Annotated in this window: 23 protein-coding genes; 12 read left to right on the top strand and 11 right to left on the bottom strand. The window is 35.0% G+C overall.

The features are described 5' to 3' along the window. Window positions 1-118 precede the first annotated feature (118 nt). Window positions 119-499 carry a hypothetical protein gene (locus tag C8P67_RS11385; protein ID WP_115813292.1) on the bottom strand — a complete coding sequence of 127 codons (381 nt, stop codon included), beginning with the start codon at window positions 497-499 and terminating at the stop codon, window positions 119-121. A gap of 49 nt (window positions 500-548) precedes the next feature. Here C8P67_RS11385 and C8P67_RS11380 point away from each other — a divergent pair, with 49 nt between their 5' ends. Beyond that, entirely contained in the window at window positions 549-2,054 is a 1,506-nt protein-coding gene (locus C8P67_RS11380; RefSeq protein ID WP_115813291.1) for a S41 family peptidase, read from the top strand. An 87-nt stretch (window positions 2,055-2,141) separates the two neighbouring features. Here C8P67_RS11380 and C8P67_RS11375 read toward each other — a convergent pair whose 3' ends face one another. Continuing rightward, entirely contained in the window at window positions 2,142-2,735 is a 594-nt protein-coding gene (locus C8P67_RS11375) for a thymidine kinase (RefSeq protein WP_115813306.1), read from the bottom strand. Window positions 2,736-2,969: 234 nt separating this feature from the next. Here C8P67_RS11375 and C8P67_RS11370 point away from each other — a divergent pair, with 234 nt between their 5' ends. From C8P67_RS11370 to C8P67_RS11355, 4 genes are read left to right on the top strand one after another with little or no spacing between them, the layout of a single operon-like run. After that, window positions 2,970-3,962 carry a hypothetical protein gene (locus C8P67_RS11370; protein ID WP_115813290.1) on the top strand — a complete coding sequence of 331 codons (993 nt, stop codon included), beginning with the start codon at window positions 2,970-2,972 and terminating at the stop codon, window positions 3,960-3,962. Between the two features lie 49 nt (window positions 3,963-4,011). Beyond that, window positions 4,012-4,725 (top strand): 16S rRNA (cytidine(1402)-2'-O)-methyltransferase, encoded by a 714-nt coding sequence (gene rsmI, locus C8P67_RS11365; protein WP_115813289.1) that lies wholly within the window; start codon window positions 4,012-4,014, stop codon window positions 4,723-4,725. A gap of 1 nt (window position 4,726) precedes the next feature. Further along, the gene (locus tag C8P67_RS11360; protein ID WP_115813288.1) at window positions 4,727-5,161 is read left to right on the top strand and encodes a hypothetical protein; all 435 of its coding nucleotides are present in this window, start codon (window positions 4,727-4,729) and stop codon (window positions 5,159-5,161) included. A 46-nt stretch (window positions 5,162-5,207) separates the two neighbouring features. Beyond that, a complete protein-coding gene (locus C8P67_RS11355) occupies window positions 5,208-5,552 on the top strand; it encodes a HopJ type III effector protein (protein WP_115813287.1) in 345 nt (114 codons plus the stop codon). A 64-nt stretch (window positions 5,553-5,616) separates the two neighbouring features. On the opposite strand, the gene C8P67_RS11350 is transcribed toward C8P67_RS11355, so the two are convergent. Beyond that, window positions 5,617-6,909, bottom strand: a complete 1,293-nt coding sequence (locus C8P67_RS11350) for a type II toxin-antitoxin system HipA family toxin (RefSeq protein WP_115813286.1) — start codon at window positions 6,907-6,909, stop codon at window positions 5,617-5,619. Beyond that, complete coding sequence (locus C8P67_RS11345; RefSeq protein WP_115813285.1) at window positions 6,906-7,259, bottom strand: helix-turn-helix domain-containing protein; 354 nt, start codon at window positions 7,257-7,259, stop codon at window positions 6,906-6,908. Before C8P67_RS11345 ends, C8P67_RS11350 begins: the two co-directional genes overlap by 4 nt. A gap of 194 nt (window positions 7,260-7,453) precedes the next feature. Between C8P67_RS11345 and recJ the strand changes: the two genes are divergently transcribed. From recJ to C8P67_RS11330, 3 genes are all read left to right on the top strand, one after another. Beyond that, window positions 7,454-9,142 carry a single-stranded-DNA-specific exonuclease RecJ gene (recJ, locus tag C8P67_RS11340; RefSeq protein ID WP_115813284.1) on the top strand — a complete coding sequence of 563 codons (1,689 nt, stop codon included), beginning with the start codon at window positions 7,454-7,456 and terminating at the stop codon, window positions 9,140-9,142. 8 nt (window positions 9,143-9,150) lie between these two features. Further along, window positions 9,151-10,425: an MFS transporter gene (locus C8P67_RS11335; protein WP_115813283.1), complete on the top strand. Its 1,275-nt coding sequence runs from the start codon at window positions 9,151-9,153 to the stop codon at window positions 10,423-10,425. Window positions 10,426-10,574: 149 nt separating this feature from the next. Beyond that, window positions 10,575-11,789, top strand: a complete 1,215-nt coding sequence (locus C8P67_RS11330) for a multiheme c-type cytochrome (RefSeq protein ID WP_115813282.1) — start codon at window positions 10,575-10,577, stop codon at window positions 11,787-11,789. On the opposite strand, the gene C8P67_RS11325 is transcribed toward C8P67_RS11330, so the two are convergent. Then, entirely contained in the window at window positions 11,790-12,548 is a 759-nt protein-coding gene (locus C8P67_RS11325; protein WP_115813281.1) for a UDP-2,3-diacylglucosamine diphosphatase, read from the bottom strand. A 13-nt stretch (window positions 12,549-12,561) separates the two neighbouring features. Continuing rightward, window positions 12,562-13,014 (bottom strand): 6-pyruvoyl trahydropterin synthase family protein, encoded by a 453-nt coding sequence (locus C8P67_RS11320; RefSeq protein WP_115813280.1) that lies wholly within the window; start codon window positions 13,012-13,014, stop codon window positions 12,562-12,564. Window positions 13,015-13,254: 240 nt separating this feature from the next. Between C8P67_RS11320 and C8P67_RS11315 the strand changes: the two genes are divergently transcribed. Then, window positions 13,255-14,934: an Ig-like domain-containing protein gene (locus C8P67_RS11315; protein WP_115813279.1), complete on the top strand. Its 1,680-nt coding sequence runs from the start codon at window positions 13,255-13,257 to the stop codon at window positions 14,932-14,934. Here C8P67_RS11315 and C8P67_RS11310 read toward each other — a convergent pair. From C8P67_RS11310 to C8P67_RS11295, 4 genes are all read right to left on the bottom strand, one after another. After that, on the bottom strand, window positions 14,926-15,690 hold the full coding sequence (locus C8P67_RS11310; RefSeq protein WP_115813278.1) for an amidohydrolase: 765 nt from the start codon (window positions 15,688-15,690) through the stop codon (window positions 14,926-14,928). The genes C8P67_RS11315 and C8P67_RS11310 overlap by 9 nt on opposite strands. Before the next feature lie 116 nt (window positions 15,691-15,806). Then, entirely contained in the window at window positions 15,807-16,568 is a 762-nt protein-coding gene (locus C8P67_RS11305; RefSeq protein WP_115813277.1) for a succinate dehydrogenase/fumarate reductase iron-sulfur subunit, read from the bottom strand. Between the two features lie 7 nt (window positions 16,569-16,575). Beyond that, window positions 16,576-18,585 carry a fumarate reductase/succinate dehydrogenase flavoprotein subunit gene (locus tag C8P67_RS11300; RefSeq protein WP_115813305.1) on the bottom strand — a complete coding sequence of 670 codons (2,010 nt, stop codon included), beginning with the start codon at window positions 18,583-18,585 and terminating at the stop codon, window positions 16,576-16,578. Between the two features lie 101 nt (window positions 18,586-18,686). After that, window positions 18,687-19,355: a succinate dehydrogenase cytochrome b subunit gene (locus tag C8P67_RS11295; RefSeq protein ID WP_115813276.1), complete on the bottom strand. Its 669-nt coding sequence runs from the start codon at window positions 19,353-19,355 to the stop codon at window positions 18,687-18,689. Between the two features lie 420 nt (window positions 19,356-19,775). On the opposite strand from C8P67_RS11295, the gene C8P67_RS11290 reads away from it, so the two are divergent. The 3 genes from C8P67_RS11290 to C8P67_RS11280 all read left to right on the top strand — a co-directional run bounded on the left by C8P67_RS11290 (window position 19,776) and on the right by C8P67_RS11280 (window position 23,746). After that, the gene (locus C8P67_RS11290) at window positions 19,776-21,137 is read left to right on the top strand and encodes a hydroxymethylglutaryl-CoA synthase family protein (protein WP_115813275.1); all 1,362 of its coding nucleotides are present in this window, start codon (window positions 19,776-19,778) and stop codon (window positions 21,135-21,137) included. Between the two features lie 375 nt (window positions 21,138-21,512). Next, window positions 21,513-22,805 (top strand): aminopeptidase P family protein, encoded by a 1,293-nt coding sequence (locus C8P67_RS11285; RefSeq protein WP_115813274.1) that lies wholly within the window; start codon window positions 21,513-21,515, stop codon window positions 22,803-22,805. A gap of 134 nt (window positions 22,806-22,939) precedes the next feature. Beyond that, a complete protein-coding gene (locus C8P67_RS11280) occupies window positions 22,940-23,746 on the top strand; it encodes a TIGR00266 family protein (protein ID WP_115813273.1) in 807 nt (268 codons plus the stop codon). Window positions 23,747-23,961: 215 nt separating this feature from the next. Here the strand turns inward: C8P67_RS11280 and C8P67_RS11275 are convergent, their stop codons facing one another. Next, on the bottom strand, window positions 23,962-25,104 hold the full coding sequence (locus C8P67_RS11275; RefSeq protein ID WP_115813272.1) for an AbiH family protein: 1,143 nt from the start codon (window positions 25,102-25,104) through the stop codon (window positions 23,962-23,964). Between the last annotated feature and the right edge of the window lie 34 nt (window positions 25,105-25,138).

Here is a 25,138-nt window from a genome sequence, read left to right as displayed (position 1 = left end):
ATGCGAACCTTTTCTTAAATCTGTGCTCATAATCTAAAGGTAAAGATTTTTTCGCATTACTAAAGTACTGCAATAAATTGCAGGGTTTTAAACCCGAATCTGAGACCAATAAAGAGAATTAATCGGTGATTAATTTAAATTTTACAGGTTGAAAAAATATAGTGGAATTTTTCTCAAAGTAAATTCCATTTTCTTTGTTATCTAATTTTACTTTATAATTATGAATTAGAGTAGTTTGTGCAATTACATTTACTGTATACGTATCTCCATTTTTGTCTGCTTCGAATATATCCTTAACAATACCATTAATCACAACCGATTTAGGAATAACAGCGGTATCATTTAATTTAAAACTAACTACATATCCTTTCTCACTATTCCTGTTATAACTCTTATACGTTTGGTTATTAATATCTAAAAGTTGGCTGGAACAGGAAAAAAGAAAAAAAACTCCGAAAGAAAACAATAAAAATAAGGCTTTTAGAATACTATTTTTCATACATTTGAAATTTTATACCTACAAATTTAATTAAACTATTGAAAAAACAATGAGATTAAAATATATTGTTAAAACATTGCTTCTAATGCTTGTCTTTGCAGCTTGCAGCAAGGATTCTGATTCTGACTCTAATGAAACCGCAGCAGTTACCAAGCCAGACGAGATTAACAACTTTATTTGGAAAGCCATGAATTCTTGGTACTACTGGCAGCCCAACGTTCCCAATTTGTCCGACAGCAAAATCACTTCTACTGAAGCATATAATAATTTTATTAATGGAAAAACTCCCGATGCGCTTTTTTATTCACTTTTATATCAAAGAGGGACTATTGATAGATTTTCCTGGATTGAAAATAGTAATGAAATAGTACATGTTTCAAAAATCGCAGAAATCGAAAAAAAAGGTGGTTTCAGCTATGGAATTTATCCTAAAGATGCATCCAATATAAATATGGTAGCCTTAATTAACTACGTTGTACCTGGTTCATCATCAGCTTTGGCAGGATTGAAAAGAGGCGACGTTATTACAAAAATAAATGGAAGCCAGCTTACTGCAAGTAATTATGACCAACTACAAAACACACAAATCACAATTACTTTGGCAGCGAGTGTGGAATTTACAACCAGTGGTTTAGTGACTACAGACAAAACAGGAACTTTGACTATAACAAAAACCGAAATTGACGAAAACCCAGTTGCTTATTACGAAAAGAAAGTATATGGAGACAAGAACATTGGTTATCTGGTTTATAATGGTTTCAAATCAGATTATAATGATGAACTCAATTCGGCTTTCGCTACAATGAAAACCGATGGAATTAACGAATTGGTTTTAGATTTAAGATACAATGGAGGCGGCTCAGTAGAAACCGCACTTGCTCTGGCGCAAATGATTAACGGCAGTTTTACCAATAAACCTTATATTTATTTTGACTTCAATAATAAACACAATAATGAAGATGGCTTTGAAAATCTTTCAGATAAAGTAAAAATTTTTAACTTAGTTGATAATGAACCTACTTTTCAGAGAGAAGAAAGTGTAAACAGCCTCGCATTGACAAAAATATATGTTCTGGTAGGTTTTCAAACCGCTTCTGCGAGTGAACTTACCATACAATGCCTTAAAAAATACGTTAGTGTAGTAACAATAGGCGAAGAAACAGTTGGTAAATTTGTAGGCTCTAACACTTTATACGATTCTCCTGCTAATGGTTATATGTCCTATGAAAATCGAAGCACCAAGCACAAATGGCAATTACAGCCAATTACCTTTTCATATTATAACAAAGATAAAGATGTAAATCCAGCGAAAATTACACCTGATCACGAAATTGATCCTTATAGCATTTTCTTAGATTTGGTTGAATTTGGAAACGTAAAAGATCCTTGCTTAAAGAAAGCCTTAGAATTAATTACGGGTCAAACTATGCGGACTAAAACAAAAACCGCCGACCTCTCTTGGTCTTCAAAAGTTAGCAGCCTTACTGCATTAAATCCTACAAATACAGCCAAAGGTTTATATATCGAAGATTTTCAAAGGATGAAAAAACAATAAATAGCAACGAATTTATTTCAAATTAGATAAAATTCGTGTTTAAAAATAAAACCCTTTCAAATTCAAACATTGAAAGGGTTTTTCATTTTATTTATTTTCCTCATCTTTCCGCATGGCATGATAATAAGCTGCACGGCTTAATGGCTCGTATTCCTCGGTTTCACCAAGCATTACAAGTTTATCATTATCAGTTTTTCGAAAACTGTAATGTGCTAGATTTCCTGTTCGGGTACAAACGGCATGTACTTTGGTAACATACTCCGCAGTAGCCATAAGCGCTGGCATAGGACCGAAAGGATTTCCTTTAAAATCCATATCTAGACCGGCAACAATCACACGAATCCCCTGATTGGCAAGATCGTTACAAACCGTAACAATTTCGTCATCAAAAAACTGTGCTTCATCAATCCCAACCACATCGCATCCTTGCGCCAAAAGTGCAATATTTGCAGCTGCTGGAACCGGCGTAGAGCGAATTTCGTTGCTGTCATGAGACACCACCATTTCCTCATGATAACGGGTATCGATGGCGGGTTTGAAAATCTCAACTCTTTGTTTGGCAAACTGGGCCCGTTTTAATCTACGGATAAGTTCTTCGGTCTTTCCCGAAAACATTGAGCCACAAATGACTTCAATCCATCCAAACTGCTCTTTATGATTTACTGTGTTTTCGAGAAACATTTTGTATTTTTCTGCCTTAAAAAATGAATAGTTTTTATTACTTTGTATCGGTAATAAATCAATAGGGTAAACTTCTATCTTACCTCGTTTCAAAAGTAGATAATTTTTATCAATTCAAAAATCTGAGAGGTCTTATTTCGGTAATAAAATTGAAAATGAAATTTAATCCGCTTCATCAATTACCAGCAAAGAACAATTTATATAAAGCCACATATTCATATAATTTCAAAAGTTATGCAAAAAAAACTAGAAGCCGATTTAATCAGCATTGCTCATAGAATTTTACAACTTAAAAATAAATCTGACATAAATCAGCTTTATTTGGAAACACAAAAATTATATGAAAAATTAGCTGTTTTACGATTTGTTGAAGAGCATTTTGGAGAGCCGAAACCAACTATTGGTCAAGCGGAAGTTGTAGAGAAAATGAAAGAATTTTTTGAAAACATGGCTATACCAGAGTTTCAAAAACCAACTGCAGTCAGCGAACTAATTATAGAAGAAACGCCTGTAACTGAAGAAATCATTAAAGACGAAACTGTCGATTCTGTCGAAATTGAACCTGCAAAAGAAGAAATTATTGATATTGAAGCAGAAGAAATTCTATCTCCTGAAATAACTACTGAACCAATTGTAGCTGCCGAAGAACCGGAAATTATAGTAGCTGAAATCATCGAAAACCCAGCACCAATTGAAGAACCAGCCGTTTCAGAAAAAATGGCATTTGAACCAATTGTTGATGCCATTGAAACCATAATACCCGAAACTCCAAAGAAAAAAGAAGCGGTTCAAATTTCGTTTGATGATCTTCTTGGCGGTCACTATACCGATCCTGATTTTGTGAAAGTTTCTCCTTCAGATAAAAAACAAGAGCCGGAAGCTATCAAAACTGCGCCTTCTTTTCAGCTTGAAAAAGAACCAATTTTATCTGCTCCGCAAACCAGTTTCGAAAAAGAAGAGTCAAAATCGATTACTTTGAATGACAAATTAGTCAAGGAAATCACTGTTGGACTGAACGACCGAATTGCATTTGTAAAACATTTATTTGGCGGAAGCAATGAAGATTACAACCGTGTTCTTAACCAGCTGATAACATTTGACACTTATTTGGAAACTAAAAGTTTTATCGACGAAATGGTAAAACCAGATTATAATAATTGGGAAGGAAAAGAAGATTATGAGCACCGTTTTATGGAAATCATAGAGAAAAAATTCTTGTCGTTTTAAAGGCATTTGGTTCCAAATATTTTATTAAATCCTTCTTTAAACAAGAAAAATGTCAAAACTATATATCGTCCCAACACCTATCGGCAACCTTGAAGACATGACTTTTCGAGCTATTAGGATTCTTAAAGAAGCAGATTTAATTCTAGCCGAAGACACTCGAACAAGCGGTAAACTGCTCAAGCATTTTGAGATTGGCACGCACATGCACAGCCATCACATGCATAATGAACACAAGACAACTGAGAATGTAATTTCCAGATTGAAAGCAGGAGAAACCGTGGCCTTAATTTCGGATGCGGGAACTCCAGCAATTTCGGATCCAGGTTTTTTACTGACACGTGCATGCATCGAAAACGGAATTGCAGTGGAATGCCTGCCTGGCGCAACAGCTTTTGTTCCAGCATTAGTCAACAGCGGTTTGCCAAATGATAAGTTTGTTTTCGAAGGTTTTCTTCCAGAGAAAAAAGGAAGACAGACCCGATATCTGGAACTTGCCGAAGAGACCCGAACAATGATTCTGTATGTTTCGCCACATAAATTAGTGAAGACATTGGCCGAATTCATTACTTATTTTGGCGAAGACCGAATTATTTGTGTTTGCAGAGAATTATCCAAATTGCACGAAGAAAATCGTCGCGGAACAGCTCGCGAAGTTCTCACACACTTTGAAAAAACAGCTCCACGAGGTGAAATTGTCGTAGTGGTTGCCGGAAAACCAATTGTAAAAGAAACCAAGAAAAATAAATTTCAAAAAGAAGAATAATATGAAAACATTAAAAATCATATGTTTTTTTCTTTGGATTCCATTAGTTTCGTGCGATCCATATACAGGTTCATTTGTTGCTAATAGTAGTAGTGATAAAATTAGAGTAGATATTAAGTACAATCAAAATGACGAAATGATTCAAAAATATATCAAAAGTTATAATGGGTTTGAAGAATTTGTAAAGTTTATTCAAGATTATAATAGCTCAAACGGAAATTTAATTAAAATGGATTTGTCTAAATATATTGCAACTATTGAGTTGAATAAAAAAGACACATTGCAAATTTGGGGAGGAATTCGTCAGTCAAATGATTTTGATGAAATTGAAGAAATCGTTATCCGTTCGAATAAAAAACAAACTACAATAAAAGGAGAAAATATTCAAGATATTTTTGATAAGAACGGTTCATTTTACATTTACACAGTTGAATAATTTTATTCCATTTTAAAACTATAACCGAAAATTAAATAAATACATAATGAACATTACATCTTTTTTAGAAAAATTAAAACAAACACCAAACGCGATTACATTTCCGGAAACTATTGCTGTGATTGAAGAAAATTACAATTTTACGCCTACCGCTTTTCAAAACGGAGACACGCGTAATGAAGCAGGAACTAATTCAGGTTCTTGTAAATTATTTTCTTTTGCAATGTTGCAAAAATTATCCGTTGAGGAAACATTGGCTTGTTTTGGAGCGTATTATTTTGAAGAAACTTTAGGGGATCCAAATGGAACTAATCACCAAAATATCCGCAACTTTATGAAAACCGGCTGGGACGGAATACAATTTAAAGGCGAAGCGTTAGAGCTTAAATAATTTTTACAATTGTAGCTTTTTTGATTCGTTATTAGTATTTTAAATACATATTGAATCATAAAAGCTACAATTTATATAAAATAATTTGTTTGTCAATTTGTTCTGTTTGCTCATTTTCAATATTTGCTTTAACAGCATAATGTTTCCAATTTGAAATCACATCGTTACACTGCTCGATAATTAGTTTCGGTTTTTTGAGGTTTATATTTTTGGCTACAGCCAAAAGATCCTCCAGTAGAATATTTTCTCTTTTTCCGTTAACGCTCATTTGATGTGCTTTCAGCCAAAAATTATCCGGATTGTAAGCATACGTCACGTCATAAGCCGGAGAGAGTTGCCATTCACCATTCGGGAACATTAAAAACGAAATATTTTTGGTGTGATCATCCTGATTTCTCGACATTACGTTAAAAACCATTCGCCTGTACAATTCCTCCATATCCGAATAAGGCAATCTCATTTGGCGCATCACCTGAAATGCCTGTTCATAAGAATAAGCCCTCGGCTGATTGTAATCAAAATGAGCCATCCCGCATAAAGTCTGCATATGTATTTTTTGATTGTTCTGTCTGTCAAAACGTTTTGTCATAAAATGCGAACGATTATTCTCAGTCATCAATTTACTTTCAGACATTGTGATCCCAGCATCGATGGCCATTAAATAATATGCATACTCAATATTCCCATAACCTTTTGGGTCTCCCAGCTGATGATTCGTAACTCCATCAAATTTAATCAGCCAATAATCAAAACCTTCCAATCCATCCACTTGTCCCGAACGCACATCGCCAGTGGTTTCATTATAAGCAATAATAGCCTTGGCTCTTGCACCGCCCGCTGAACTCCCCACTTGGAGTATGTCTGAAAATCCTTTTTCGGAATTCAAATCAGAATGAAAACCACTTCGGGTATCTAGAACTTCTTTGGCAAATTTTACCAATTCTTGAATTTCGATGGGGTTCGATTTTTCAACAACACTGTTGCTGGCAGGTTCAAATTCCAAAGCACCCATTCCTCGTTTGCCAATGTAACAAAGACGATCCACAGGATTAAAATCACTACCGCTTTTACCTTGTTGTGCCAACCAAGCATCTATCATTTGATTTCCAAATTTATCCGGCAAACTGTCTGACAGCAAACCAGGCAAACCTTTAAAAGTGTCTGGATTTAATTGAGGGAAAGAAAAGACTTTCCTCCCTCTTTGGGCATCAGCAACAGGCATCATTATCGGAGAAAGATCCAGACCTGTTTTAAAAAAATGCTTATCGTATTCAAAAACACCATAATTTCTTTGCTGATCCCAAAGAACAACTCCAACTTTATGGTTCCAAATTTTCACATCGGCAATTGCAATCATAATCCGTAGTCGTTAGGATTAGAATTTCGTGATGTTGGCGAAGCTTTCTTTCGAAGTTTTTTTTGGGCTTCCATAACCATCATCGGACTGATTTCAGGTTCTTCATTCAGGTAATTCAATAATTCTAATTTCTCCAAAGCCCGAAGCAACTGTATCAATGTCATCAAATTGATTGCTTTTCCGGTTTCCATTCTGCTGATTGTAATCCTGTTGACTCCTGATTTTTCAGAAAGTTCTTCTTGCGAAATATTTCTATTCAAACGCATTTGTTTGATGCTTTTGCAAAGTGTCTCCACAATAGCATTATCGGTTAATACGTACCAGTTTTTGTAGTAGCTTTTTTGTTCCATTATCAATTATTTTTGATTATAACGAAGCTTATTTGTTTCAAAATTACAATTTTTTATTGGATATTTTATTTTTACTCCAATAATTTAGGAAACAATTGTTATCTGTTTTGATTTAAAAAAATTAAATTCGTATCTCAAAGATTCCTAATTTCTGGAATACCTTATTTTATCAAATCGAACAAACCTCCATAAAAATGCGTTGGACTTTAAAGCCAAAACCTTCAGAAGAAAAAATAAAGCACCTTTCCCAAGCCTTGAATGTAGAAGAATTTGTTGCTTCTTTACTTATTCAAAGAGGAATTGAAACATACGAACAGGCCAAACAATTTTTTCGTCCAACGTTAGACAATCTGCACGATCCTTACTTGATGAAGGATATGGACAAAGCTGTCGAACGCATCGAAAAAGCCATTGCAAGTCAGGAAAACATACTTGTATTTGGTGATTATGATGTTGATGGAACAACTGCAGTTTCACTAGTCTCATCTTATTTAAAAAGTTATTATCCCAATATTGCCACTTATATCCCCGATCGTTACGATGAGGGTTACGGAATCTCTTTTAAAGGAATTGATTTTGCCGACGATAACGGATTTTCATTGATTATTGCTTTGGATTGCGGCATAAAATCCATTGATCATGTCGCTTACGCAAAAGAGCGAAACATTGATTTCATCATTTGCGATCACCACAGACCCGGAGCATTTTTACCCGAAGCTGTAGCGGTTCTTGATCCAAAACGCGAAGACTGTAATTATCCTTACGATGAATTGTGCGGTTGTGGCGTAGGATTCAAACTTATTCAGGCTTTGGGAGCAAACAGAAACCAAACGATTGAGGATTTGGTTTTGTATCTTGATTTGGTAGCAACTGCCATTGCTGCTGACATTGTTCCCATGACTGGCGAAAATCGTGTGTTGGCCTATTTCGGACTACAGGTAATCAATGCACAACCAAGACCAGGAATCAAAGCATTAATACATCAGATAAAAAAGAAAACGCTCAACATCACTGATGTTGTTTTTATAATTGCTCCTAGAATAAATGCAGCCGGACGCATCAAGCACGGCAATCATGCGGTTGAATTATTAACTGAATTTGACTTTGAGCAGGCACAGCAGTTCGCTTCCGAAATTGAACAATACAATTCGGATCGAAAGGATTTAGACAAACAAATCACTAAAGAAGCACTTCAGCAGATTACCCAAAATCAAGAAGAAAAAAACTTTACTTCGGTAGTTTTTCAAGAAGATTGGCACAAAGGCGTGATTGGAATTGTAGCTTCCCGATTAATTGAAACTTATTACCGCCCCACATTGGTTTTTACAAAAAGCGGTGATAAATATGCCGCTTCGGCACGATCCGTAAAAGGATTTGATGTTTATAACGCACTCGAAGCCTGCTCGGAACATTTGGAACAATTTGGAGGACATATGTATGCAGCCGGAATGACTTTAAAGGAAGAAAATTATCAAAGTTTTAAAAATGCTTTTGAAAAAATAGTTGAAGAAACGATTCATCCCGATCATTTAACTCCAGAAATAACCATTGACGCCGAAATTAATTTTGCAGACATTTCACCAAAATTAATTCGGATTTTAAAACAATTTGAGCCATTTGGTCCTCAAAATATGACACCTGTTTTTTTGACAAAAAAAATAAAGGATACAGGTTATGCCAAAACACTAGGCTCGGAAGATGAACATTTAAAATTGTTTGTAAAGCAAAACAACTCCGAAGGTTTTGCCGCAATTGGCTTTGGACTAGGAAATAAAAAAGATTTAACAAGCAATCAACAGGAGTTTGATGCCGTATACTGCATCGATGAAAATGAGTGGAATGACAAAGTGAGCATTCAATTGCGATTGAAAGACATTAAATAGAAAAGATTATGAGTAAGAAGAAAAATGATCCTTATGCAGCCCTGCGCTATAGAGAGTTTAACGTGTTTTTATTATTGCGTTTTGCTATGGTTTTTGCCTGGTCAATGCAGTTTATCATCATAGAATGGGAAGTATATAGTTTAACCAAAAGTGCACTTTCGCTAGGAATGATCGGATTAATGGAAGTGATTCCAGCAATTGGAATGGCATTATTTGCCGGTCATATTGTAGATCAAAAAGAGAAAAAAGGAATGCTTCTTAAATGTATTTTAGGATTTTCAATAATAAGTTTCGGATTGTTTTTGCTGACTTGGCCAAAAGTTGTGGGCGGATGGTCAACCAATACAATTTTGTATTCGATTTATTTTTTAGTCTTTCTAGGCGGATTGGTCCGGTCTTTTCTTGGACCAACAATCTTTTCTCTTTTAGCATTGATTGTTCCTAAAAAAGCCTATCCAAATGCTGCTACCTGGAGCAGTTCAGTTTGGCAGATTGGTTCAGTGGCGGGACCTGCTGTGGCAGGATTTTCGATTACTTGGATTGGTGTTCATTGGTCTATGTGTTCTATTTTTGCCTGTTCCGTTTTTGCTTTATTGATACTAACACAAATTTCGGAGAAGCCTATTTTAAATACAAAAATTGGTGAGCCTGTAATGGAAAGCTTAAAGGAGGGAGTAAAATTTGTTTTTACCAATAAATCTATTTTGGGAGCTTTAACACTCGATATGGTGGCGGTTCTTTTTGGAGGTGCAGTAGCGCTGCTTCCTATTTTTGCTCAGGATATTTTAAAAGTAGGACCTGAAGGTTTTGGTATTTTAAGAGCTGCTCCGGCGGTAGGTGCATTACTGACGATGTTCGTTTCTACGCATCTGCCTTTTTACAAAAACGCAGGAATAAAACTTTTGGCAGCTATTTTTGGTTTTGGTGTATGTATCATTGTTTTTGGACTTTCAACTTGGTTTTGGTTATCGGTTTTTGCTTTGTTTATGAGTGGTGTTACCGATGGTTTTTCAGTAGTAATCCGCCAGACGATTTTACAGCTAAAAACGCCAGATCATATGCGAGGGCGTGTATCTGCGGTGAATTCAATATTTGTAGGCTCTTCCAATGAATTAGGGGCTTTCGAAAGCGGATTGACAGCAAAACTGATGGGAGCTGTTTCGGCAGTTGTTTTTGGCGGAAGCATGACCTTGTTGGTGGTAATTTTCACAGGTCTTAAACTGCCTGGATTTAGAACACTGGACTTACAAAAAGATTTGGAAGAACACGAAAATCATAAATAATCGATTTTTTAGATAACCTTATTAGATAAAAAATTACTGTATTAGAAGAAGAATAAACCAAATATGCTAATATTATAAATTATTTAACAGTTATTTTAAACTTTCAAAATACATTTTAGATTTACATCAAAAAATGTATATTTGTCTTAATGAAAAAAATAAAAATTCTTTTTGCCATTATTGTTTTAGCTGTTTTTTTGGTTAACTGTACTAATAAATCAGATGAATATATTGATCCACGCGGAACCGATTATGCAGGTCCCGAAAGCTGTATTCAATGCCATCAAGTACAATATGAATCTGCCACTCACAGCGCTCATTTTAAAGCTACGTCACCTGCTAATAAAGAAAATATTTTAGGCCATTTTACAAATGGCCATAATACTTTCGTCTATGACAAAAATACCAAATTAGTCATCGAAGAGCGTAATGATTCTCTTTATCAAGTAATATATAAAAATGGAAAAGAAGTTGAAGCTTACGCATTTGACGTCATTTTCGGGATTAAACACGCCCAAACCAGTGGATATTGGAAAAATCACTATGTTTATGAGCTGCCTATTTCTTATTATAAATCAATTGACAATTGGGCAACAAGTCCAACTTATTCTGCTACGACAGCGGATTTTACACGAAAGATAAACAAAGAATGTTTTGCGTGCCACAGCTCTAATATTTCAAGCAGATTTATTACAACAAAGAGTACCGAGAATTATACTTTTATGGGTATGGAAGTGGAAGATTTTTTGAGCAAAAGCACCTTACTGTATGGAATAGATTGTGAACGATGCCATGGTCCTGCAAAAAAACATGTTCAAGCGCATTTAAAATTTCCTGATATAAAGAAAGCACAATATATAGTTGCTTTTAGCCACTTAAATAGACAACAAAGAATAGATGCCTGCGCATTATGCCATTCTGGAAATAATAAAAGCAGATTAAAATCCCGATATCAATATAAACCAGGAGAAAGTCTTATGGATTATTTTACGGAAAATCCAAGATCAAGAGACACATTAAACATGGATGTTCACGGCAATCAATTGGGCTTGCTTTCTCAAAGTAAATGTTTTCAAAAAAGCGTGACTATGGACTGTATGACCTGCCATAATCCTCATCAGGATAAACCGCAAAATCATATTACATATTCTAAAATTTGTATGAGCTGCCATCTAGATGCCAAACATAGCCCGACAACTCAAAAAACAATTTCAACCACGCTGTCAGCAGATAATTGCGTAGAATGCCATATGCCAAAACAGGATTCGAGAGCAATACGTTTTCAAGAATCCAACTCTTCAAAGATTATCAGCTACTCTTTACGGACGCATAAAATTGGAACTTACACTGCCGTTAAAAAATAATTATTTTTCAAACTTTTTGATCTCAAATGTGTCTCCGTCAAAAACGCCATAGGTAAAATAACTAATCCAATCGCCGAGATTGACATATTCTGAATTTTCTCCTACTGATTTTATCATTGGTAAATGGCGATGTCCGAAAACAAAATAACTATAGTGTTTCGTCTCCAGCTTTCTTTTAGCATAAAGAATAAGCCACTCATTTTCATCTCCTAGAAATTTCACATCTTCGGAACCTGAAATTAATTTATTTTTAACCGAAAGATACTGTGCTAATTTTACTCCAATATCTGGATGTAGCCAGCGGTACAGCCATTTTGAAAATGGATTGGTAAATACCTTTTTCATTCGTTTGTACCCTTTGTCACCAGGACCTTTCCCGTCGCCATGACCAATCAAAAAGGTTTTATTGTTAAAAGTAAATTCTTTATTGTCGTGGTAAACAGGAATATTCAGCTCAGTTTCAAAATAATCAGCCATCCATAAATCATGGTTTCCTACAAAGAAATAAATTGGAATTCCGCTGTCGCGGATTTCGGCCAGTTTGCCTAAAATGCGGACAAATCCTTTGGGAACAACGGTTTTATATTCGAACCAAAAATCAAATAAATCACCAAGTAAAAAAATAGCTTCCGCATCTTTTTTAACTTCGTCAAGCCAGGCAACGAATTTTTGTTCTCTTGGAAAACTCAACTCTGGAGTTGGCGCACCAAAATGCTGATCGGAAGCAAAATAGATTTTTTTATTATTTGATAACTGCATGAATCGTTATAGATTATTGATTATCACTTGCAAACCATTCGGCAAATGAAGATTCAGTTTCTTGTAATTTTAAAGAAAAGAGTTTAATATTTTCAGGTAATCTGCGGATGATTCTTTGAGAAAAATCGACTACCATATTTTCGCTTGTTGGCTGGTAATTTACCAAAATTACGTGATGATCACGAGATTTCAGCTCCTTTGCTAATTCAATATGTGGAGTAGTTTCGTTGAAAACGGTAGCATGATCGAATTGATCAACTATCTCTTCTTTTACAATTTTCTTTAAATCCGAAAAATCAATGACCATACCAAACTTTACGTTATTGCGATCAGTAATTGGTTTTCCAATTACTGTAACAGATAATTTATAACTATGACCATGTACATTTTTACACTTTCCGTCATAACCATATAAAGCGTGGCCTGTTTCAAAATTAAACTGTTTGGTGATTCTGATATTGCTCATTGGAGATTTATTTTGGGTGCAAATTTAATGAATTCACACGAGAAACAGTCATTAAAAAGCGGGTTTCAGTCACTATAAGTCCATAGCCCTGATGGAAGCGACATCCTTTTTATAAAGCAATTTTTCTTTGCTTTATAAAAAGATACAGCGGACAGCAGGAAACAGCTCCTAATAATTTGCAAAATATTTCGATTACAGTAAATATAATTGTTATTTTGTAGAATCAAATTTTAGCTGATTATGTTCAAAAGACTTTTTAAATATATTCCTTTTCTTCTTCTGATTTTTTTTATGAGCTGTGCCAAAAGAGGCTCTATTACCGGCGGTTTGAAAGATTCTATTGCGCCAACTTTAAAATCCAGTTATCCCGAGAATTATTCTATTAAGTTTACTGGAAAAAAAATCAAGCTTACTTTTGATGAAAATGTTAAGCTCAAAGATTTAAATAAACAATTGATCGTTTCGCCTCCAATGAAGAATGAATTACTGGTTCTTCCGACAACAGCGACGAAAATATTGACGATTACTATAAACGATACTTTAACTCCCAATACTACCTATAGTCTAAATTTTGGCCAAAGCATTGCCGACAACAATGAGGGTAATCCGTACAATCAATTTAAATATGTGTTTTCGACTGGAGATTATATTGATTCATTAGCGCTTGGCGGAAGAGTAAAAGATGCTCATGAGAAAGAAGCAGCTTCCTTTGTTTCGATTATGCTTTATGAAGCAAATGAAAAATTTAATGATTCCACGATTTACAAAGAAAATCCGCGATACATTACTAACACATTGGATAGTTTGAAAACGTTTCGATTGGAGAATTTAAAAGCGGGTAACTATTATCTTGTTGCTATGAAAGATAATAACAAAAACAATAAATACAATCCAAAATCCGATCTTATAGGCTTTAACAAACAGGTTTTAACAATACCTAATGATACTGTTTTTGAATTGGAATTATTTAAAGAAGTGCTTCCTTTTAAAGCCAATAAACCAAGTCAAGCATCAGGAAACAGGTTAATTGTTGGTTATGAAGGAAACCCTAGAAGCAAAGGCGAATTACCAAAGCTTACTTTGAAAAACAATGATGAAATAATCCCCACTATAATTACTAGAGTTGACAAAAAAGACTCTTTGCAGGTTTGGTATAAACCCCTGAAAGCTGATTCGCTTTCGATGCATATCGAAAAAGACAAATATGCAAAAGATTATACTTTTAGAATTAAAAAACAAAAAAATGATACCTTGAGCATTAAAGCTATTCAAGCTGGATCATTAAATTTTAGGGATCGATTTACATTAGAATCAAGTGTTCCATTAGTGAGTTTCGACAAAACAAAAATGTCGCTTATCAACAAAGATTCGGTTGCTGTGCCGTTTACCACTGCTTATGACGAGTTTACCCAGCAATTATATATTGATTTCAAAATCGATGAAGCTCAAAAATATAATTTCAAGATGCTGCCAGGTTCGGTTGTTGATTTTTTAGAGAAGACCAATGACACTTTATCATTTAAAACTACTACCCGAAATTATACCGATTATGGAAATATTATTCTCTCGCTAAAAAATGTAAATCGTTTTCCGGTTATCATCGAATTGACCAATGAAAAAGGAGATATTGTTAAAGCAAACGAATATACTGAATCGAAAACAGAGATCGAATTTAATTTGCTCGAACCAGGCATATACAGCTTTCGAGCCATTTATGATGATAATAAAAACAAAGAGTGGGATTCGGGAAATTATTTAGAAAAAAGACAGGCTGAAGAAGTTATTTATCGTTCCGAAGACAGAGATGTCCATGCTAATTTTGATTATATCGAAAGCTTTGACTTAAGCATTCCTTACTCTCCCGAACCTAAAAAGAAAAAACCGAAAGAAAAAGAGAAAGCCAAAAAGAGCTCATTCTAAAACAAAGGAATCTTGATCATTTAAAAAATTAAATTTTTTTCTGGCTAAAAGCAATTCTGTTTTATTCAATTCAACAATGTAAGTGCCTTTAGTCTCAATGGGTTCCAAAATGTAATCTCCCAAGAAATTAATCACTTGGGAATGTCCATTATATTCCAATTTATTATCATCTTGGCCTACTCTGTTAACTCCAATAGTATAACTCATGTTTTCAATGGCACGTGCTTTTAGTAAAGTATCCCAAGCATTTATTCTTATTCTAGGCCAATTAGCAGTATAAATCAGGAGATCATATTCTTCGACATTTCGGGAAAAAACTGGAAAACGCAGATCATAACAAATCAGTGGACAAATTTTCCAGCCTTTATACTCTATAATCAATTTAATATTTCCTGCAGTATACACTTCATCCTCTCCCGCCAGCGTAAACAAATGTTTTTTGTCATAAAACTGTATTTCACCTGAAGGAAAAACAAAAACCAATCGGTTGTAGAAATTATCATTTTCTTTAATAACTAAACTTCCTGTAATGGCACTTTTTTTGGCTTTCGCCAAAGACTGTAACCACAAAACCGTTTCGCCCTGCATAGTTTCGGCAATATGTTTAGGTTTCATTGTAAATCCTGACGTAAACATTTCTGGAAGCACAATTAAATCGACATCTTCCTCAAGACAGCTGATTTTTTCTTCAAAATGATTTCGGTTTGCGGCTGGATTTTCCCAGAATAAGGATGATTGGATAAGTGCGATTTTCATTTGATAAATTTACTAAAATTTTAAATCTCAATTGAGAATGATTTAAAACAAAAAAACGCATCCAATTAATGAATGCGTTTTTTGCTTTTGTATTTTGGCTAATGCCTAAAAAACTATTATTTCAAACTTGCTGAAAGATATTCTCTGTTCATACGGGCGATGTTTTCCAAAGAAATTCCTTTAGGACATTCTACCTCACAAGCTCCAGTATTGGTACAGTTACCAAAACCTTCTTCGTCCATTTGACGAACCATGTTTAATACACGCGCTGTAGCCTCTACTCTACCTTGTGGTAACAAAGCATATTGAGAAACTTTTGCTCCAACGAACAACATTGCTGAACCATTTTTACAAGTAGCTACACAAGCACCACAACCGATACATGCTGCTGCTTCAAAAGCTTTATCAGCATCGTCTTTAGGAACTGGAGTTGCATTTGCATCGATAGTATTTCCAGAAGTATTTACAGAAACGAAACCTCCAGCTTGCTGGATTCTGTCGAAAGAAGTTCTATCAACAATCAAATCCTTAATTACTGGGAAAGCTGCCGAACGCCATGGCTCGATAACGATAGTATCACCGTCATTGAACATTCTCATGTGTAACTGACAAGTAGTAATTCCTGTATCTGGTCCGTGTGCACGTCCGTTGATATACAAAGAACACATACCGCAGATTCCTTCACGACAGTCGTGGTCAAATGCTACTGGTTCTTTTCTTTCGTTTACTAACTGCTCATTTAATTGGTCTAACATTTCCAAAAACGAACTTGCCGTAGAAACATCATTTAATTTGTATGATTCCATTTTTCCTTTCTCTTTGGAGTTTTTCTGACGCCAAATCTGAAGGGTTATATTTATGTTTTTTGCTGCGCTCATGATCTTTTTATTTGTAGTTTCTTGCGGCTATTTTAATAAACTCGTATTTCAATTCTTCTTTGTGAAGCTCTTCATTTTTGATATTGTAGCCTTTGTATTCCCATGCTCCAACAAATTTGAAGTTTTCGTCATCACGAAGTGTTTCTCCTTCAGCATCCTGATATTCTTCACGGAAGTGACCCCCGCAAGATTCTTTACGCTGTAAAGCATCCATAGCCATTAATTGTCCTAATTCGATGAAATCGGCAACACGAAGCGCTTTTTCTAATTCAGGATTCAACTCATCAGAACTTCCTGGAACATAAACATCTTTGAAGAATTCTTCTTTCAAAGCTGCAATTTCTTCAATAGCTTCTGTTAAACCTTTTTCATTACGACCCATTCCAACTTTATTCCACATAATGTTTCCTAAACGTTTGTGGAAATGATCCACTGATTTAGTTCCATTATTAGCTAAGAATTTATTGATTTGATCTTTTACATTTTTCTCAGCTTCAACGAATTCTGGCAAATCTGTAGAGATTTTTCCAGTACGGATATCATCAGCCAAATAATCAGAAACAGTGTAAGGCAATACGAAATACCCATCAGCCAATCCCTGCATCAAAGCCGAAGCTCCCAAACGGTTCGCTCCGTGGTCAGAGAAGTTAGCTTCTCCTGCAACGAAACAACCTGGAATAGTAGACTGTAAATTATAATCAACCCAAACACCACCCATTGTATAGTGAACGGCAGGGTAAATTTTCATTGGAGTTTCATAAGGATTCTCATCAGTGATTTTTTGGTACATAGTAAACAAGTTACCATATTTCTCCTCTAACCATTTTTTTCCTAAAGTAAGAATCTCTTCTTGAGTAGGATTGTGATTTCCTTTTGCGTAAGCTGTTTGCCTACCTTTATTTTGAACCTCTGTAGCGAAATCCAAGTAAACACCTTCGTTAGTATCGTTAGCTTCAATTCCGTGACCTGCGTCACAAACCTCTTTTCCTGCTCTTGAAGCAACGTCACGAGGAACTAAGTTACCAAATGCTGGATATTTTCTTTCTAAATAGTAATCTCTATCTTCTTCAGCAATTTGTGTCGGTTTCAATTTACCTGCACGAATCGCTTCAGCATCTTCTTTTTTCTTTGGAACCCAAATACGTCCGGAGTTTCTTAACGACTCAGACATCAATGTCAATTTAGACTGATTCGTTCCGTGAACTGGGATACAAGTTGGGTGAATTTGTACGTAACAAGGATTTGCGAACAAAGCTCCTTGTTTGTGGATTTTCCAGCCTGCAGTTACATTCGATCCCATTGCATTGGTAGACAAGAAATAAACGTTTCCGTATCCTCCAGTTGCAATAATTACAGCGTGAGCAGAATGTCTTTCGATTTCACCGGTAATCAAGTTACGGGCAATGATTCCACGAGCTTTTCCATTCACTTTTACCAATTCCAGCATTTCGTGACGGTTGTACATATCGATTTTTCCTAAACCGATTTGTCTTGATAAAGAAGAATAAGCTCCTAATAATAATTGCTGTCCTGTTTGTCCAGCGGCATAAAAAGTACGCTGTACTTGTGTACCTCCAAAAGAACGGTTGTCCAGCATCCCGCCATAGTCACGAGCGAAAGGAACACCCTGAGCCACACATTGGTCGATGATATTTCCAGAAACTTCAGCTAAACGGTGAACGTTTGCTTCACGTGCTCTGTAATCTCCCCCTTTGATTGTATCATAAAACAAACGGAAAGTACTATCACCATCATTTTGGTAATTTTTTGCAGCATTGATACCTCCTTGTGCTGCGATAGAGTGCGCACGACGTGGAGAATCCTGGTAACAAAATGCTTTTACATTATAACCCATTTCGGCAAAAGATGCAGCTGCCGAAGCTCCTGCTAATCCAGTCCCTACTACGATAATATCTATTTTTGGTCGGTTATTTGGAGCAACTAACCTTAAGTGGTCTTTATAATCAGTCCATTTTTGTGAAATGTGACCTTCTGGTATTTTAGAATCTAGTTTCATATGTTGATATGTATTTTTTTTATCGGTCATATGTAATTCGCATATTACATTTTGTTTTATTGAACAAAATACAATAATGCTCATTTCATTATAGATTGATATTAATTATTAAAAAAATGATGAAATAATGCAATGAAAATAAATCCAAATGGAACTATAATTGCAAATGCATAGCAGATTTTATGCAATGACTTCCCAATTTTATTATCAAATCCTACAGATTGCAGTGAGGAAGTGAAACCATGCCAAAGGTGCAAAGCCAATAAAACAAAGGCAACAACATACAATCCTGTACGAACCGGACTTTCAAATTTAGTTACTAATTCACCGTAATATCTTGTTTCTTCAATAGCATTTCCTTCTACATATTTATAAACTATTTCATGAAACCAGAAATCATACATGTGTAATCCTAAGAATGCTAATACAACCAAACCTGAAATAATCATATTTCTAGAAGCCCATGAAGCATTTGCTGCACCGTCATACTTTACGTAAGCGACTGGTCTAGCACTTCTGTTTTTCAATTCCAGAACGAATCCCATAACGAAGTGAAAAACTACACCTGCAACCAAAATAGGCTGCATAACAAATTGAATTAACGGGTTGTAACCCATGAAATGTGACATCGCATTAAAAGAACTCTCACTAAAAACGGATACGAAATTAATAAAGAAGTGAAGCGATAGAAACGAAATCAAAAAAAGTCCTGAAAGCGCCATAGCCACTTTTTTAGCTATTGACGACTTCAATATTGCAGATTTTGCCATAATGTTATAAATATTATATTTTTTTAAAAAGTCGAACAAATTTAGGGTAATTAGGAAAGAATAACAACCAAATATGCAATTTTACTTCGCAATTTATAATCATTTTAAAGTACGTAAAAAATACGTATTGAATACTTACATAAATACGTAGTTTTGTGTATTTTTATAACAAAATGCAATCGATTACATAAGTAGATGCAGTTATTTATATAATTTTAGAAGATAAAGGATAAAAAGGTGTCTTAAAATTACAGTCCCAATTAAATTTTATGATCAAACTGCAAAAAAAATAATAATCCAATAATGCAAAAGGAACTTTACAGGTTATTCACTAAAAATTAATAATTTGCCATTTTATAGCCCAAAAATATTGCAATTCCCCTAAAGCAATTTTAACTTTACCGCTTTTAAAATTTACACATGAAAACTGGAATTGACGCTATTGCATTTGATGTTGCCAAATTGCATTTACCCATAAAAACATTAGCCACAGCTAGAAATATAGAACCTGAGAAACTCGAGAAAGGCTTGGGGTTATTGAAGATGACATTGCCCGATACACATCAGGACACTGTGGTTTTTGGTGCCAATGCTTTGACAAAACTAATTCTGGACAACAATATCAAATTAGACGAAATTGCCCGAATATATGTTGGAACCGAAAGCGGCATTGACAGTTCAAAACCAATAGGATCCTACTTAATTTCATTGATCGAACAGAAGTTTGGAGAAAATACTTTGTCTGAATGCGATGTGGTCGATTTTACTTTTGCTTGTATTGGCGGTGTTGACGCCATGCAAAACTGCCTTGATTTTGTCCAGCTCAATCCAACCAAAAAAGCAATTGTTGTAGCTTCCGATTTTGCAAAATACGATCTAAATTCAACGGGAGAATACACACAGGGCGCTGGTGCAGTTGCCATGCTGATTTCTTCAAATCCGAGAATTATCACTTTTGAAAATAACTGGGGCGTAAGCACGAAAGGCGTTTTTGATTTCTTTAAACCGTACAGAACCATTTCAAAACAGGAAATTACAGGAAATGCAGACAACGATTCTTGGTTTGATAATCTGGAAAGCGAAATCGAAATACACAAAGACCAGCCTGTTTTTGACGGTCAGTATTCGAACCAATGCTACATGGACCGCACTAGAGAAGCGTATTTCTCTTTCAAAAAATTAAAAAATACTTCAGGTACTGTTTATGATTCCTGGAAAAGTATCGTGATGCACCTGCCATATGCTTTTCAAGGACGAAGAATGCTTTCGGAAATTCATGCTTTAGATGCTTCAACGGCAGTAATTACAGGCGAAGAAAATGCCTCTGAGTACCAAAATAAACTGAAAGAAATCAGTAAATCGGATGATTACAAAACATTTGTTTCTGAAAAATTACAACCGGCAGAACTGGCTTCTTCATTAATTGGAAATCTTTATACTGGTTCTATTTTCATGGGACTGCTTTCTACTTTGGCTCATTTTTATGATTCCAAAAAAGAAATAGCAGACGAAAAATTCGGTTTTCTGGCTTACGGAAGCGGTTCAAAATCAAAAGTTTTTGAAGGAACGATTCAACCAGAGTGGAAATCGGCAGTGAGCAGTGTTTTACTTTTTGAAACGCTGGAAAAAAGTTTTGAAATTGATTTTGAAACTTATGAAAAACTGCACAAAAAGGAACAAAAACAAAGTATCCAGCAACCTAAAAACGAATGGATTCTTGACAGAATAGAGACAGAGATCCCTACTTTAATCGGAGCCCGTTATTACAAATGGGTTGATTAATTTTTCTTTTAAAATACAGCAAAATGCCACAATGGAATTATTCGTTTGTGGCATTTTTTTAAACCTAACAGGTTTTAAAAACCTGTTAGGTCTTATTAACGTTTTTTTTAATGACAGCAAAAAAGCCAAATTTCTCCCTTAGCCCCGATTGAAGTGGAAATCCTTCCTGGCTGGGGTTCAGCCGGGAAGATTGCAGCGTAAAGCGGGACCAATTCCTCCCGAAAATACCTAATCTTTCTGCTTCAAAAAATTAACAGTTAAACTCCTGTCTTTATTACAAGCTCGTTATAAAAACCTTAAAAAAATCACTAATACAGCAAATTTCGTTACAAAAGTTGCTATTTTTGAAAATTCAATACCCAAATTCGTTTTCTTATGAAATATCATCAAATTGACCGCGCTCTTTTTGTAAAAAACAGAGCAAAATTCATGGCTGCCATGAAACCTAATAGTGTGGCTGTTTTTAATTCTAACGATATTTATCCCGTTTCTGCAGATAGTACATTACCATTTGCACAGCACCGCGATATATTTTATTTATCAGGAGTTGATCAGGAAGAGAGCATTTTACTGCTTTTTCCAGACGCTCCGTATGAGAATCAAAGAGAAATTTTGTTCCTAAAAGAAACGAGTGAACATATTGCTATTTGGGAAGGCGAAAAACTGACCAAAGAGCGTGCTTTTGAAGTTTCGGGAATTAAAACGGTTTATTGGTTACAGGATTTCGAGAAAGTCCTGAACGAAATGATGACTTATGCCGATACGATGTACATTAATACTAATGAACATTACCGCGCTTCTGTAGAAACTGAAACCCGTGAAGCTCGTTTTGTAAAATGGTGGAAAGACAGATATCCTGCGCATCAGGTTGCGAAAAGTAACCCAATATTACAGCGCATTCGTTCTGTAAAAGAATCGGAAGAATTGGATTTGATCCAAAATGCCTGTAATATCACCGAAAAAGGTTTCAGAAGATTATTGTCTTTTGTAAAACCAAACGTAACCGAATACGAAATCGAAGCCGAATTGATTCACGAGTTCATTCGCAACCGATCTAAAGGTTTTGCTTACACGCCGATTATTGCTTCTGGGAATAATGCCAACGTTTTGCATTACATCGAAAACAACCAGCAATGCAAAGCGGGTGATTTAATTTTACTAGATGTTGCAGCCGAATATGCCAATTATTCAAGTGATTTAACCAGAACAATTCCAGTTTCGGGGCGTTATTCTGACAGGCAAAAAGCAGTTTACAATGCTGTTTTGCGTGTTAAAAACGAAGCTACAAAAATGCTGACTCCGGGGACGTTGTGGAAACAATACCATGTAGAAGTTGGTAAAATCATGACTTCAGAATTACTTGGTTTAGGATTGATTGACAAAGCCGATGTACAGAATGAGAACCCAGAATGGCCTGCTTACAAAAAATATTTCATGCACGGAACATCGCACCACATGGGCTTGGACACGCATGATTATGGACTTTTACACGAATCAATGAAAGCCAATATGGTCTTCACGGTTGAACCTGGAATTTATATTCCAGCAGAAGGTTTCGGAATCCGACTGGAAGATAATGTTGTTGTTCAGGAAAAAGGAGAACCTTTTAACTTAATGAGAAACATTCCGATTGAGGTTGACGAAATTGAGAGTTTGATGAATTCTTAGTTTAGAGAAAAAAGAACACAGATAAAACGGCTCGCAATTATGTGAGCCGTTTTTTTTACGACAAAATTCACATTCCCATTTGTAACATTCCAAACTCCCATCCGACTTATACTGAAAAATAAAAAAAAAAAATCATGCGAGCACACGAAATAGATTATCAGATATTTGGAGAAGAAATGCAGTATGTGGAAATAGAATTGGATCCGCAGGAAATTGTAGTTGCCGAAGCAGGCAGTTTCATGATGATGGAAAACAATATCAAAATGGAAACCATTTTTGGAGACGGATCCGCACAGCAGGCAAGTTCAGGTTTGTTTGGCCAGCTTTTGAATGCCGGAAAAAGAGTCCTTACCGGCGAAAGCTTGTTCATGACAGCCTTTATGAACCAAGGAAATACCAAAAGCAAAGTTTCGTTTGCCTCGCCATATCCCGGCAAAATCCTCCCTATTGATTTAACGCAGTTTCAAGGGAAATTTATCTGTCAAAAAAGTTCTTTTCTGTGCGCTGCCAAAGGCGTTTCGGTTGGAATTGAATTCTCCCAAAAACTTGGCCGAGGTCTTTTTGGCGGTGAAGGTTTCATCATGCAAAAAATAGAAGGAGACGGGATGGCTTTCGTTCATTCTGGTGGCACGATGGCAAAAAAGGAATTAAAACACGGCGAAGTCCTAAAAGTCGATACCGGCTGTATCATTGGTTTTACCAAAGATGTCGATTATGATATCGAATTTATAGGTGGCATCAAGAACTCTATTTTTGGTGGCGAAGGATTGTTTTATGCCACACTTCGCGGTCCCGGAACGGTTTATATTCAGTCATTACCTTTCTCTAGACTGGCGGACAGAATCATCGCATCGGCACCAAGGTCAGGCGGAAACAGCCGTGACGAAGGAAGTTTACTCGGAGGATTAGGCAATCTTTTGGATGGCGATAATCGTTTTTAATATTTGGAGCAGAAGATTAGGCATTTTTTACAAGTATCCTCCCGCTTTCCACTCCAATCTTGTGGGCTGAACCCCAGCCCACAAGGATTTTCACTTCAATCGGGGCTAAAAGACAACATACTGCTTTTTTAGAAGATTCAAAAAAAGAGACAATTAAGAATCGTGTTTAGGTTTATAAATATCAAAACGGTTTTCAGAAATGGGAGCTGTTTATTTTATCCAATAAATTTAACCAATGGCTTAGAATGCATCTTTTCAACAACTTTATTTCGGAGCATTTTTTTGTCTTTAAAATGTCTTGAAATATTTTGAATAATTTCAGTATAATTATCTGAATATTTAGACATTTGATAATAATACACTTTTACAGAAAGACAATTTTCATTTTCAAAAATCATACTTAGTAATGTTCTGTCTGATAAACCACAAGAATGCCCCATAATAAAAACTTGAAAAGGTTCTGCTTCTATAAAATTATACAGATTTTTATAATTAGAGTGTTCTAAATATTGAATGGATTTAAAGTTTTTAAGATACTCATTATCATCAAGGTTTTCAATATCTGCATAATGTTCGTCCATTTCATCTCCAAATCCAAATATTATTGGCAATTCCTCATTATTCAGTTCTCCATGAATATAGTTACAAGAAAATCCATTGCCCATATAACTACTATAATTCTCTATTGTTTTAGTATAATTGAAACTTAAAAATAAAGTATCTTCCAAATTTAGATTAACATCATTCTCATAATATTCTTTATTTTTCTTATCAAATAAAAACTCCCAAATATTTGGTTCTTCTTTCAAATGATCTTCAATTTCATTGTTTTTTAAATCAAACCAATTATACTTTTTATTAATAGTCTTTATTAAATACGCTTTTAAAAGACTTTTAACTTGTTCAAATTCTTTATTTAATAAAACAACCTGCTCCTTTTGTTCATTTGCGCTAAGCGATCTATGTTTTGCAATTATTTTTAATTGTTTGTAATATTGATTTTCAATATCTACCCAATTTTCAGAATTTTTTTTATTAATCAATTTGAAAAAATCACTTTTGAATGCAAAAATAGTATTATGACTGTTTCTACAAACAACAGCATTTGAGTCATAAAAATGTCCATTCTCTTTTGAATAATTTTCTAAATTAACTTTCAAATCATTAAAATTTTCTATCTGATTTACTCCATTGTAATATCCGTTATAATGATCATGAGTACTTATTAAATTTTGATATTCATCACTTTTACATTTATCTTTAAAATTTTTCCAAAAATCATCTATAAAATCTCTGTACGAAGTTGGCAATCCATGAGCCAAATCAAAACCGTTTCCAATAATTACAAGTCTATTCATATTTTATAAAATGCTTTACTCAAATATAGCATTT

It is taken from the genome of Flavobacterium aquicola, from assembly GCF_003385115.1.
GTDB classification, from domain to species: Bacteria; Bacteroidota; Bacteroidia; order Flavobacteriales; family Flavobacteriaceae; genus Flavobacterium; species Flavobacterium aquicola.
Note: the sequence above shows the minus strand (reverse complement) of the source record. Positions and strands in the feature narration are given on the sequence as shown.